This is a genomic window from Lacticaseibacillus thailandensis DSM 22698 = JCM 13996 (assembly GCF_001436135.1).
Classification (GTDB): domain Bacteria; phylum Bacillota; class Bacilli; order Lactobacillales; family Lactobacillaceae; genus Lacticaseibacillus; species Lacticaseibacillus thailandensis.
Genome location: NZ_AYZK01000001.1, coordinates 416,401 through 428,770 on the forward strand (window position 1 = coordinate 416,401; position 12,370 = coordinate 428,770).

A 12,370-nucleotide genomic window follows, 5' to 3' on the forward strand; every position below is an offset into this window, starting at 1 on the left:
AACGCAACCCTCAATTAATGACGGGACCGGTGACCCCAGTACTGGTACAGGTCGACCTTGATGGCCCCATTGTAGAGTTTGCGCCGTTTTGTCGCTTTGTGGCCGTAATACCGTTCAAAATTGGCATCGCCCGAGAGAATATACTTACTCCAGGTGGTAAGTGGTCCGTAGACCGCGCCCATTTCTTTGGCAATCTTCGCAGCGGCATCAGCATCTTGAAGGCGCTGACCATATGGTGGGTTGGCAATGATGACCCCATCTTCCAAATCGGTTTTGAAGTCCTTCACGGCCAGCTGCTTAAACTGAATGTCATGCAGTACGCCGGCGTTTTGGGCGTTGACCCGTGCAATATCGATCATATCCTGGTTGATATCGCCACCGATCATTATTAAATCAGGATTAGTGATGGCGGCTTCGGCCCGCTCACGCTCCTGGTCCAGTAGTTTGGGGTCCATGAAACTAAAGCCGCTAAAGGCAAAGTCTCGGGTGCGACCGGGCGCCATGTTGCGCGCAATCATCGCTGCTTCGATGGCGATGGTTCCGGAACCAGTCGTCGGGTCATAAAATGGCATGTTGTTGTGCCAATTAGTGAGAAGGACTAACGCGGCAGCAAAGTTTTCCTTGAGTGGTGCCGGGCCCTTGGCGACCCGGTAGCCCCGCTTGAATAGACTGCTACCCGTCGTGTCAATTGTAATGGTGGCGATGTCCTTCAGGATGGATACCTCCAGCTGGTACTTGTTGCCCGTTTCTGGTAGACGTCCGTGCCGGTGGTAAGTGGTCGCCATACTTTCCACTACCGCTTTTTTAGTGATGGCCTGAACGTCGGGCTCGGAATGTAGCTTACTGCGGACGGCGCGGCCAGCGACCGGGAAGGCGGCATCAAGTGGCAGGTAGTCAGCCCACGGAATAGCCTTAACCCCTTCAAACAGTTCATCAAAGGTGAGCACCTTGAACTGCTTCAAGATAATTTTGATCCGGTCGGCTGAGCGCAACCACACATTGGTGCGGACAATGTCACTTTCGTCGCCTTCAAAGTAGACGCGCCCATTTTCTGTGCGCGTCTGGTAGCCCAAACGCTGTAATTCTTTTGCGGTGACTGCTTCGAGCCCCGCGGCCATGGTGGCCATCAACTTAAATTGCATGTTGTTTTCTCCTCGTTATTAATGCTATGGACTATTTTAACAGTGTTCTGGGTGGGGCGCGAATTATGGTGACGATTAGCGCTAGCCCGAGCTATTGCTACTCTTGTTTTGGCAACTAACTGGTATTGGGCCACAGTCTCTCGGCTCAGCTGCGCGGAGCCTCCGAGTGGCGGAGAGTAAGTGCTCAAGCCGGGCGGATATGATCTGTTACTGTTCTCGTTCTGGCAACTAACTGGTATCGGGCCACAGTCTCTCGGCTCAGCTGCGCGGAGCCTCCGAGTAACAGCGAGTAAGGCGCTAAAGCGCCAACTCGCTGTGTAAAAAAAATAGAGGACCCATCACTGGGTCCCCGCCTGCCTGTAAGTCTCTATAAGCCATGTTTTGTTCCAGGTGGCCTCAGGCAGGTCACCCTTCAGTAATCATCTATCTCAGTATTTCTACTGCTTTGCCGTTGGTTCAATTCCCATGGCAAAGCGCCCCTACCAAAGTTTGGGTTACTCGCTCGCGGGGTTTACCGCGTTCCAATCCAACAGTTTCCCGTTGGCATCGTCTCTGTGGCACTTTCAAACGTACTTGCACATGGCCGAAGCTTTAGCACTTTCCGCCGCCGTTACCGTTTGCACGGTACCCAGGCTTATTGGGCCTGGCACGAACACTACAGGCATCACAGCCTGTGCGGGCATGGACTTTCCTCAGCCTACCAAAGTAGACCGCGATTACTCAAGACTTACAGGTACCAGCTCATTAGTAAGTTGGTTAACTACCTATTTACTCTGGACGCTGGTTGTTGGGCGTCGAGGCGTGTGCCCCACCATCACTCAACTTGCTACCAAATACGTGGCGTTCCAAGTTACTCAAGCGCTTTAAAATATCATAGTTCGTTGCCGCGACGTTCGCCTGTGGCGTTTGCGCTGCGACACCCTTTGAAACATTCAGCTGCTTAGTCAACTCGTCCACACGACTGATCAACCGGGCGTTTTCTTCCTTAGTCGAAGTGAGCTCCTTTTCAAAAGCTTCATAGTCCTTGATGATGTCATCGAGGAACGAATCTACTTCATCCTGGTCGTACCCACGCATCTTACTCTTAAACTGCTTGTTCAAGATATCCTGTGGCGTATAGTGGACATTCATTTGTCCGTCATTTTGTGAATCCATCGTTCCACCCCGTTCATAATCAATCAGGCCATCAATAACCTTATCATAAACTATTCGTTTTGGGAACGGTCATTTTGCAGTTCCCCATATTCATTCGCTGCTTCCTGTAAATCGTCCATGGTCGTTAACATTAGCGGATAATCCCGCCTTGCTGCCTGTTGCTGCACCCGGGCGTAGTCATACTGCGCCTTCCCGGGAAACTCGGGATCGTAAATCATGAGGGCCAGATCCGTGTGCATACTCATAAATTGACCATAGTTCACGAGTTGTCGCGGTTGTGAGTAGGGCGCGCCACTCACCGACGCGGAGAAATCAACCTGCGAACGTAGCGCAGCTAATTGGGCTTGGCGCTCTTCCTGCCAACGGTTACCAAAGTCGGTGAACGGAATCATGATAGCAACCCGCAACTGCGGATAATCAGGCTTGAGTTCTAGACCAACCTCAGCAGCCCATTGCTCCACACCAGGCTGCCCACCGGTAATTATCCACTCTAGACCCTCGTCCAGTAATTGGTTTAGCTGGCTCTTTAACGAATATTTAATGACAGCAACTTTGGGGTCGTTGTCATTAAAAACGGACAATTCATAGGCTCTGTATCCGGTGACCCATACGCGCTTACGCATTTCCGCTGACTCCTTTGCTATTCTCGTAACTTTATTATAGCTCAAGGTTGGGCCTATTACTGGCGGTTTTGTGCCCTTTGTATGAAGAATTTTTGTTATAATCAGCCTATGGAGTGTGACGCACATGACTATACATTATCCGAATGGTGGCGCGTACCAGCACCACGCGGCGTCGACCCCGCACGCGCATACGACCATGTATGGCGGCCGGGGTATGACCCTTGAAGACGAGTTAAATGGTAGTAATCGTTATTATCTACAAACTGGGCGGGCCGTCGTGCATAAAAAGCCCACACCCATTCAGATTGTCAAAGTTGACTATCCGCAGCGCAGCAAGGCGGTAATTCGTGAAGGCTACTTTAAGACGCCATCCACGACCGACTATAACGGCATTTATCACGGATACTACCTAGACTTTGAAGCCAAAGAAACCAAGAACAAAGCCAGCTTTCCCCTCAAAAATTTCCACCAACACCAGGTCGACCACATGCGGGCGTGCCTGCAGCAAGACGGTATTTGCTTTGTGGTGATGCGGTTTGTGCGGTTGGAACGGCTCTTTGTGTACCCCGCTACCCCACTTATTGCGGCGTGGGACGCGCAAGCTCACGGTGGTCGTAAATCGATTACCCTCGCGACGATTGAACGCGACGGTTTTGAACTCACGCCCAAGATCCAGCCGCGCATTCCTTATCTCGACGGCGTAGATTGGTTGATATCACAGAAAGTAGGTGCCCCACGTGGCTAAACATAGCGAACAAGAACCATCGCGCATGGCGCGCAAACGTGCACAAAAACGCGCAACACCCAAGCAATCCCCGACTAAGCGCGGCTTTACTTGGCGGCGATTGATCAAGTGGTTAGTTGGCGTCGTCGCCGTGCTCTTCTTGCTGGGTGTGGGGCTTTTTGCTTGGTACGCCAAGGATGCCCCCACCCTTTCTGAATCCAAACTCAAGAGTGATGGTAGCTCCATCTTATATGATGCCCAGGGCAAAGAAATCACGACACTGGGGCTAGAAAATCGGACTTACGTTACCAGCAATAAGATTCCTAAGCAGCTCAAACAGGCGGTGGTGGCCATTGAAGACCGGCACTTCTACTCCGAAAAACTGGGGATCGACCCGCTGCGAATCGCCCAAGCCGCGGTTTCTGACCTCACCCACTCTGGTAACCTCCAGGGTGCTAGTACGTTGACGCAACAGTTGGTGAAGTTGTCGTACTTTTCCACTAAAGCTTCGGACCAAACCCTCAAGCGGAAAGCCCAGGAGGCTTGGTTGGCCTTTAAGGTGGAGCGCAACTACAGTAAATCCCAGATTTTGGAATTTTACATCAATAAGGTGTACATGAACCACGGTCAGTACGGGATGGCTACGGCGGCAAAGTATTACTACAACAAGTCGCTCAGTCAACTGACTTTGGCCCAAACGGCCTTCATCGCTGGGCTCGCGCAAGCACCGGCCTCGTACGATCCGGTGGCACACCCGGCCGCTGCTACGACCCGGCGCAACGAAGTGATCAACGCCATGTTGCGGGAAAAGGAAATTTCCGCCAGTGAGGCTGCAAAGGCCAAGGCCACGAGCATTAGTAGCGGGTTGGTGTCCGAATCGCAGACGACGAAGAACACTACCAAAACCGACAAAATCGTTGATAGTTACGTGACTGGCGTAATCAAGGAAGTTAAGAAGAAGACCGGGGAGAACCCCTACACGTCGGGGATGAAGATTTACACCAACCTCGACATGAAGGCCCAGACCCGGTTGTACAATTTGGTTAATAGTGACGAGTACATCACCTTCCCGGACAACAAGTTTCAGACGGCCGTCACGATGACTAATCCTAACAGCGGTAAGGTGCTGGCCCAAATTGGTGGGCGCAAGAACGGTAACGTTCGTCTCGCATATAACCGGGCCATTGCGGCCGATCGGTCCAATGGTTCTACGATGAAACCAATTCTTGACTATGGTCCCGCCATTGAGTACCTGCAAGAATCCACCGCCACCATTTTGGATGACTCCGCGTATGACTATCCTGGCACGAATACCGCCGTTAACGACTGGGATAACAGTTATGATGGACGGATGACCATGCGCACCGCCTTGGAGCAATCCCGTAACATTCCGGCGGTCAAGACGCTGGCCAAGGTTGGGCTGAGTAAAGCCCTCACCTTTGCTTCCGGCTTGGGGGTAACGCTGCCGAAGAATGAGCAGTATTACTCGGCGGCCATTGGTGCCAGCATGTCGACCCTGACCGAGGCGGGTGCTTACGGCGCCTTCGCCAATGGCGGGACGTATTACAAACCGACGTATATTCGGAAAATCACCACGTCCGACGGGTTAACCACTCACTATGGTTCCACGGGGAAGCGGGCCATGTCTGGTTACACCGCCTACATGATCACGGATATGCTCAAGGGTGTGCTGACCAAAGGTACTGGGACGTCCGGCGCCATTTCGGGACTGTACGCGGCAGCCAAGACCGGGACCACGGATTATTCCGACACGGTATTGGCAGAGAACCCCATGCTCAAGGCTGAAGATGCCGTGAAGGATAGTTGGTTTACTGGCTATACCAAGCAACGCGTCATCTCGGTTTGGACTGGTTATGACCAGTCGACTAAGTACGGAGTGACCGGCACGCAGGACCGCATTGCCGCATACATTTACAAGTACCTGATGAGTTACGTATACCAGGACGAAGGCGTAAGCAACACCAACTGGACAAAGCCAGATACGGTTCTGCGCAAGACGGTATCGGTACTGGGCAAGAAGAGTTCTGAGCTGTTTGTGCGGGGCAGTTCCGCCGCCAGTGGTGCCAATGAGGTGAGCGACACTAGCAGTTCTAGCTCACGCAAGTCGTCTTCCTCGAGCTCGCATAGCTCATCCAGCTCCAGTTCGAGCTCAAGCAGTTCTTCAAGTTCGAGCTCTTCCAGTAGCAGTAGCGAATCGTCGTCATCGTCATCGTCAAGCACAAGGTCAAGCGCAAGTTCTAACTCCAGTAGTAGTAGTGCATCAACTCCAGCGGCTCAGCAATCATCTAACGGTGCTGGAGCTGCAGCAAGTAGCGTGCAACAAGGACAATAATGGTGTTTAGACAGCAATTACCCCCGGCTAGTTGGCCCGGGGGTAATTTTGGGTTTTTCTGTGGGTTGTTCTGGTAGATGATTTTTAGCATGAACAGCGTAGTCTTTTTGATAGCTTTTATTATAGCTTTTGTTAATGATAGCTTTTTATTAATAAATAGAAACAGATTCTATTCAGTTGTAGAGTCCAAAATAACATGCAACAAGACGACCACCGATTTATTTGTGAGTATAAATTCTTTTTTAGATGATGATTGGATGATGAATGGCGGCTTTTTCCTTCTTCCTTCAAACTTCAAACCTTTCGGCTTTTTCTGTCGGAGTTAGCTTTTTATTGTGTGTCCTGAATCGCATGGACAGCTTTGGCCAATCGATTTAGTCCGTCCTCAATTTTGCTCTTGGGGGCGCCCAAATTGAAACGCAAATAGTTGTGACCTCCGTTACCATAAACGCTGCCGTCCATGATGGCTACTTTTTGATTTTTAACCAATTCGTGTTGAAGTAGTTTCATGCTGATATTTAAAGGCGAAACATTGATCCAGCCCAAATAAGTGGCAGAAGGTATTTGATAATTCAAATCTAGGTTTTCTTTCAAAAACCGCTTGGTGAAGTCAAAGTTGTTGTCAATATAGTTATTCAGTTGGCGCAACCAGTCTTCTTGATGGTTATAACATTCGATGGTTGCTAACATTCCGAGGTATGGTACCGAAGAAAGGGCATTTTTTTGCTTCAAACTGTGCAAGAATAGCTCTCTATCTAGTGAGTTTGGTATGAGGGCGTACGAACAACCTAAGGCCGGGATATTGAACGCTTTACTGGCTGAGCTAATGACAGCGCTGGACACTTTAAGCTCATCAAAATAATTAGCTAAAGTGTGGGTCTTAGTTTTCGCACGAACTACGTCCATGTGAATTTCATCGCTAATGATGGCAACATGATAAGCATTGCAAAGCCCAACAATACGTTCCATTTCATCGTCAGACCAGGCAATTCCAAGCGGGTTTTCTGGATTGCAAAGGAGGAAAATTTCGGGTTGTTGTTCGGCTATTAATTGTTCTAGACGTGACCAGTTCACGCCGCCGTCTATATTGAATTGTAAAAGCACCCGATTGTTTGCCGTTACAGTGTTAATGAATGCATCATAGCAAGGGCTAAATGTCAGGACTTTTTTATTCGGTGCACTAAATTGTTCAATTAGTTTGGCAAGGCTGAAGATAACGCTAGGACTGTAAACTACGATATTCTGACTGACATTTGAGTGATAACGCCGAGAAAACCAATTTGTTATGGCTCCCTTAAAATCTCCATTATTCCAGCGAGTATACCCAAATATTCCCCTTTCGGCTGCTTTAATCAGAACATCGCTCACCCCTTGGGGCGCTTTAAAATCCATATCGGAAATAGTAAATGGAAGTAAATTAGCTTCGCCAAACCGATCTTTAACATAATCCCACTGCGTTGAGTACGTTCCGTAGCGGTTAATAACGGCATCAAAATTAATTTTATCCACTTTCATTGCCCTCCTAAATTTCTATCATGTTTAGTGGCGATTGGGTCATCAGTTCTGGCTCACCCTGGTCGTTTATCCAAACGTCGTCCTCAATACGAACGCCACCAATTCCTTCCAAGTAAATTCCAGGCTCAACCGTGTAGGTCATATGCTTGGTGAGCGTTTCAGTACTATCACGATTCAATAATGGATATTCATGAACAGTTAAACCTAAACCGTGCCCAGTACCGTGTAGAAATTTATCACCATAGCCAGCATCATCAATGTAATCCCTCGCTGCACGATCAAGTTCTTTAAGTGGGACACCCTCGTGGGATGCTTGAATGGCTTTCTTTTGGGCGGTCTGCGTAACATCGTAAATTTGCTTTAGTTCAGGGTCCACATGCCCTAGCGCAATGGTTCGGGTAATGTCAGAAAAATATCGATCTTTCTCGAACCCAAAGTCAAGTATAATCATCTCATTAGTTCCTATGATTTTATTTGATGCGTGTCCATGCGGAAGCGCAGAGCGAATCCCAGAAGCTACTATGGTTTCGAATGATCGAGCGTCCGCACCATGATCTAGACCCCACTGGTCAATTTCATTTGCAACCTGCTTTTCGGTCATCCCGGGCTCAATATAGTTCAATATATGCTGAAAAGTTGCATCCGCTATTTTACCAGCTTCACGTATTTTGTCTCTCTCCTCGGTATCTTTAACCATACGCTGACCTTCAATCCAATCCCTCGTCGGAAGAAGATGTATCAAGTTGTTACCGTTGGTTAAAGTAAGGTATTCGGCGACATCCATTTCCTCCTCCTCAATACCCAGATTTTTACAATTTTGCTTTAAAACTAAATCCCGCACGGTTTCATTCATGCGCATGTGGTTATCGACAACAGTAAATTCCGGTGATTGTGTTTTTAGTTGCTCAAAGTAACGGCCATCAGCGATGACGTATTGCCCGGTCTGAGTAATTAGGACTTGACCATAGGATCCTGTAAAACCCGATAAATAATACTGATTTGCCTTGCTGTTGATGAGAAAGCCATCCAAGTTATTCTCTTTCATCTTGTTGCGAAGCACATTTATTCTATTATTTTGCAAAGTATAGTCCCTCCTGCTATTTTATTTATTTCCCGTTAGCAATATGACCGTAGTGCCTAGTACTCGGTCATGAAGAGCTAAATGCTGATGATTCCAAAAAAGCAAAAACATAGACATCACGGTTAAAGCAAACCAAATTATAGTCAGATACCCATCAACATAGAATTTAGTGGTTATGGTTAAAAACACCTTAACGTAAGTAGATGTCGCGGTTGCTAAGCCCTCAATAAAAACTAAAAAGACGAATTGTCGCAAGATTAACATACCTAAATTAAGCGGCTTACCGTCACGGCGTACAATCTTGATATGCGTAATTTTTTTACCAATTGTTTGACCTGGGTAAACTCGCCACGGTATAACCACGTAATAAAGAAAGCCAAAGGCTAGGCACAATAAGCTGGTCATTAGGGTGATATTTCTCCCAATTCCGGCATCCTCGAATACATAAAGACTGGTCATTGGTTTACTACTTCCACTGAAGATGGCGTAGACGACCACCCCTGGTAAGCCGCTCACAATACCTCCAACTACCCAATCGAATATACTGGCTAACACTCGTGCATTTCCGTAATTTGGTTGCACCGAGGTGTTTACGCGTTTTGGTGTGACTGTCAGATGAGATTTTTTGGAGTTCCTTTTTGACATAAAACATATCCCCTTTAACAAAGAAATCAGGCAGGTTACCCATGCCTGATTTCTCCGCAATTAAAAGTCTAGATCCAAATCATCAATAAGGGCTTCATCTTCGTCTGAAATGGCTTTCTTGTTTTGGGAACGTTCCTTTTCTTTCTTCAGTTCATTTCGCTCGGCCATCTTACAGAATGGATACCAAATCAGAATTGAGAAGAGCATCTGTGCACCGTTAACAAGTAAACTGCGCCAGTCAAACGTTGCTAAATATCCTTCCAAGAAGACACCAACGTAAGGTGGGGTGAATACTGACATTTTCAGCCACCCAAGGCTCATTGCCCAGGCCCCAAACGATGAGGTAATCGGTCCTAAAATTACAAATGGAATGAAAAATAGAGGATTTAATACAACTGGTGCGCCAAACAATATTGGCTCGTTAATACCAAATAAAGCGGGAATTAAAGCAATACGTCCAATCTTCTTTTGCGCAGCCGCTTTGGAAAACATGAACCAGAATACCAACCCAAACGTAACCCCTGTACCAGTAAAATTACCAAAAGCGGAATCGGGACCAGGAGTAAAGAAGTGGGTCAAAGCCAGACCGGCTTTTGCGTTTGCGATATTCTCGGCAAGGAACTGGGTTGAAATTGGCGAAGTAATTGGCGAAAGTACTGCTGGGTGAATACCAAAGAAGAATAGTAGTGCCTGCAAGAATTTCACAAAAGTGTACGCAAACGGGTTGTCCATGGAGCCAACAAGTGGTGCTAATATATTTGTGAAAATCATTGGTGGTAGTGTGTGTAGAAAATCAACACAAATTACACGTAGGATAACGAACGCAGCAACGGTAATAATCGAAATTGGAATCATTTCGAATGATTTAGATACAAAATCTGGAACCGAATCAGGCATTTTAATTGTAAAATTGCGTTTCTTGCACCATCCAAATATTTCGACCGCCAAAATGCTGCCAAACATTGATACAAAAAGCCCTTTGGTACCGAAATAGGTAACATCAACGGCACCAGCCTTAGTGAAATCAACCGCCAAAATGAGAAAACTCATCACGGCCATTGAAATACAACCGGGAACGTCAAGATGTTTGGATTCAGCCAAATGATAGGCAATTACGGCAGACACATAGAGCGCCATCATGCTCATTCCGACTGTGGATGGAATTGTGATTACATCACCATAATGGATAATCCATTGAGAAATAATATTGTTTTTGCCAATCATGTTGGGAATTGCAGATGGAATCAGAGCAAAACTACCAATAATTAGGAGCGGTGTCATGGCAACCATAGCCTTTTTTACCGCGCTTAGGTAAATGTTTCGATCCATCCAGTCTGCAACAGGAGTGAAGTATCGGTTCATAAATGCTTCAAATTTATCGAACATCACTTACTCCCCCCGTCCTGCTCTTTATTCTTTATTTCTTGTTTACGCTGAGCAATTAATGCCTCCTTAACTACCGTCGCACCATCCATAGAGCCATAGGTCTCTTGTGGAATGATAACGTAGGGAATGTTTCTAGGTTTAGTCACAGATTCAACAAAGTCTTTTTTGTAAGAAATTTGAGGTGCAATTAGAACGACGTCCGTTCCTTCAATTTCGGCAGGTAACTGCTCCGCTGGAATTGCTTCCAACTCAAAATTTTTTAAATCTAGTTTTTTACTGTCATTGATCACTTTCTTCATACTGTCCATCATCATGGTGGTTGATAGACCGGCAACACAGGCTAAAATAATTTTCATTTTGATTACCCCTCTTTATCCCTCTTTTGGAAAATTTCAATCAATTCTTCAATCAAATCACGCGATAACTGGGCTGTCATATAATGATCTTGTGCATGAACCATCAGTAGTGTTATAGGATTTGCATCACTTCCTTCATTGAGTTCCTTACGGATCATCTGCGTCTGAATATTGTGAGCGGCAACGTCCATATCTTTCGATTCCTGTAATAATTGCTTTGCTGCGTCGTAATCGTGACTGCGTACTTTCTGAAGTGCTTCAAAAGCTTTGGATCTACTTTCTCCCGAAGCAGAAATTAAACCCATGATTTGTTTTTCTGATTCGTCCATTCCAATCACCCTTTACTAGAATTGATAAATTTTATCCACTACGTCCTGATTAAATTTATGTGCTAAGATTTCAATTAGTATACTCATTGTTTGCAAATCCTTTTCTGACGCAATTGAGTATGGATCGTGACAATACCTTAGCGGAATACCAAGAACTGCTGATGCAGTGCCACCATTCTCCAAATGAGCCGTACCAGCATCCGTACCACCGCCCTTAAACATATCCTTCTGGTACGGAATTTTGCTATTGTCGGCAGTCACTTGGAGAAAATGGAGTAACTTGGGATTTGGAATCATTGTTTTGTCATAAAACTCAATCATAGGGCCACCACCAACCTTGCGAGTATTCATAAAGCCACGATCGAGCTCCGGGTTTTTTGCCACGTCGATAGCAAAGAATATGTCTGGACTGATAATGTTTGAAGTTAGCCTTCCGCCACGTGTGCCTACCTCTTCACTTCCCGTGAAGGCTGCTACGACGTTCACTGGTAAATCGTCCTCTTCGATGGATTGCATCGCCTTAATTAGTGCGAAGCAACCCGTCCGGTCATCCATGGCTTTACCAGCTACGATGTTTTGGGATGATAATTCTCTAAACTCAGATGAAAAAACGACCATGTTCCCAACATTCAACCCTGACTTTAAGAATTCTTTCCTTGAATTAAACCCAAAATCCACATATATTTGGTCAATATTCCCGCTTGCATCAAGAGTAGAGTTGAGCACCCCCTCTACAACCTTTCCGTGGTTCGTGGTTGCGCGAACAATTTGACTGTGTTCGGCTCGTGCTTCCACATTGCCAAGCGATTGAAGATAACCAATACCTATTTCAGAGATGTAGCGGATCATAAAACCTACTTCATCCATGTGAGCGGCGAACATAATCGTCGGTGCATCATTCACCGCTGCAGCTTTGGTGACCATCAGGCTTCCAATTCCGTCGAACATAAAAGTATTGCTATAATAAGCCAATTCTTTCTTAATGATGGTTCGAACTGCTTGTTCATTTGATGCAACTCCATCTGCGTTTGAAAGCTCTTTTAATAATCCATAATCCATTA

12 protein-coding genes and 1 other RNA gene are annotated in these 12,370 nt (G+C 46.6%); 2 read left to right on the forward strand and 11 right to left on the reverse strand.

Annotation, left to right across the window (positions count from 1 at the left end; translation table 11 throughout):
• Positions 1-14 precede the first annotated feature (14 nt).
• The 4 genes from FD19_RS01880 to FD19_RS01890 form a co-directional block, all read right to left on the reverse strand.
• Positions 15-1,142, reverse strand: a complete 1,128-nt coding sequence (locus FD19_RS01880) for a THUMP domain-containing class I SAM-dependent RNA methyltransferase (RefSeq protein ID WP_056968992.1) — start codon at positions 1,140-1,142, stop codon at positions 15-17.
• Between the two features lie 365 nt (positions 1,143-1,507).
• Positions 1,508-1,870: RNase P RNA component class B (rnpB, locus tag FD19_RS09545), an RNA gene on the reverse strand.
• Between the two features lie 40 nt (positions 1,871-1,910).
• Positions 1,911-2,297, reverse strand: a complete 387-nt coding sequence (gene gpsB / locus FD19_RS01885) for a cell division regulator GpsB (protein WP_054749416.1) — start codon at positions 2,295-2,297, stop codon at positions 1,911-1,913.
• Positions 2,298-2,347: 50 nt separating this feature from the next.
• A complete protein-coding gene (locus FD19_RS01890; protein WP_054749417.1) occupies positions 2,348-2,920 on the reverse strand; it encodes an SLOG family protein in 573 nt (190 codons plus the stop codon).
• Between the two features lie 124 nt (positions 2,921-3,044).
• Here FD19_RS01890 and recU point away from each other — a divergent pair, with 124 nt between their 5' ends.
• Positions 3,045-3,665 (forward strand): Holliday junction resolvase RecU, encoded by a 621-nt coding sequence (recU, locus tag FD19_RS01895; protein WP_054749418.1) that lies wholly within the window; start codon positions 3,045-3,047, stop codon positions 3,663-3,665.
• A 25-nt stretch (positions 3,666-3,690) separates the two neighbouring features.
• Positions 3,691-5,997, forward strand: a complete 2,307-nt coding sequence (locus FD19_RS01900; protein ID WP_056969144.1) for a PBP1A family penicillin-binding protein — start codon at positions 3,691-3,693, stop codon at positions 5,995-5,997.
• A 330-nt stretch (positions 5,998-6,327) separates the two neighbouring features.
• Here FD19_RS01900 and FD19_RS01905 read toward each other — a convergent pair whose 3' ends face one another.
• The 7 genes from FD19_RS01905 to ypdE are packed head-to-tail and all read right to left on the reverse strand — an operon-like array spanning position 6,328 to position 12,368.
• Complete coding sequence (locus FD19_RS01905; protein WP_056968993.1) at positions 6,328-7,512, reverse strand: MalY/PatB family protein; 1,185 nt, start codon at positions 7,510-7,512, stop codon at positions 6,328-6,330.
• Positions 7,513-7,519: 7 nt separating this feature from the next.
• Entirely contained in the window at positions 7,520-8,593 is a 1,074-nt protein-coding gene (locus FD19_RS01910) for a M24 family metallopeptidase (protein ID WP_054749419.1), read from the reverse strand.
• Between the two features lie 21 nt (positions 8,594-8,614).
• On the reverse strand, positions 8,615-9,238 hold the full coding sequence (locus FD19_RS01915) for an RDD family protein (RefSeq protein WP_082619473.1): 624 nt from the start codon (positions 9,236-9,238) through the stop codon (positions 8,615-8,617).
• A 60-nt stretch (positions 9,239-9,298) separates the two neighbouring features.
• On the reverse strand, positions 9,299-10,624 hold the full coding sequence (locus FD19_RS01920; RefSeq protein WP_056968995.1) for a PTS sugar transporter subunit IIC: 1,326 nt from the start codon (positions 10,622-10,624) through the stop codon (positions 9,299-9,301).
• A complete protein-coding gene (locus tag FD19_RS01925; RefSeq protein ID WP_056968996.1) occupies positions 10,624-10,980 on the reverse strand; it encodes a PTS sugar transporter subunit IIB in 357 nt (118 codons plus the stop codon). The genes FD19_RS01920 and FD19_RS01925 overlap by 1 nt, the downstream gene beginning before the upstream one ends.
• 5 nt (positions 10,981-10,985) lie before the next feature.
• Complete coding sequence (locus tag FD19_RS01930; protein WP_054749421.1) at positions 10,986-11,309, reverse strand: PTS lactose/cellobiose transporter subunit IIA; 324 nt, start codon at positions 11,307-11,309, stop codon at positions 10,986-10,988.
• A 15-nt stretch (positions 11,310-11,324) separates the two neighbouring features.
• Positions 11,325-12,368, reverse strand: coding sequence for an aminopeptidase (ypdE, locus tag FD19_RS01935; protein WP_056968997.1), 1,044 nt, complete (start codon positions 12,366-12,368; stop codon positions 11,325-11,327).
• Positions 12,369-12,370 lie beyond the last annotated feature (2 nt).

Excerpts from the sequence above, each read along its gene's own strand:
- FD19_RS01915 (WP_082619473.1), bottom strand. The coding sequence starts at position 9,238 with ATGTCAAAAAGGAACTCCAAAAAATCTCATCTGACAGTCACACCAAAA.
- FD19_RS01930 (WP_054749421.1), bottom strand. The coding sequence starts at position 11,309 with ATGGACGAATCAGAAAAACAAATCATGGGTTTAATTTCTGCTTCGGGA.
- ypdE (WP_056968997.1), bottom strand. The coding sequence starts at position 12,368 with ATGGATTATGGATTATTAAAAGAGCTTTCAAACGCAGATGGAGTTGCA.
- FD19_RS01920 (WP_056968995.1), bottom strand. The coding sequence starts at position 10,624 with ATGTTCGATAAATTTGAAGCATTTATGAACCGATACTTCACTCCTGTT.
- FD19_RS01890 (WP_054749417.1), bottom strand. The coding sequence starts at position 2,920 with ATGCGTAAGCGCGTATGGGTCACCGGATACAGAGCCTATGAATTGTCC.
- gpsB (WP_054749416.1), bottom strand. The coding sequence starts at position 2,297 with ATGGATTCACAAAATGACGGACAAATGAATGTCCACTATACGCCACAG.
- FD19_RS01905 (WP_056968993.1), bottom strand. The coding sequence starts at position 7,512 with ATGAAAGTGGATAAAATTAATTTTGATGCCGTTATTAACCGCTACGGA.
- recU (WP_054749418.1), top strand. The coding sequence starts at position 3,045 with ATGACTATACATTATCCGAATGGTGGCGCGTACCAGCACCACGCGGCG.
- FD19_RS01925 (WP_056968996.1), bottom strand. The coding sequence starts at position 10,980 with ATGAAAATTATTTTAGCCTGTGTTGCCGGTCTATCAACCACCATGATG.
- FD19_RS01880 (WP_056968992.1), bottom strand. The coding sequence starts at position 1,142 with ATGCAATTTAAGTTGATGGCCACCATGGCCGCGGGGCTCGAAGCAGTC.
- FD19_RS01900 (WP_056969144.1), top strand. The coding sequence starts at position 3,691 with ATGGCGCGCAAACGTGCACAAAAACGCGCAACACCCAAGCAATCCCCG.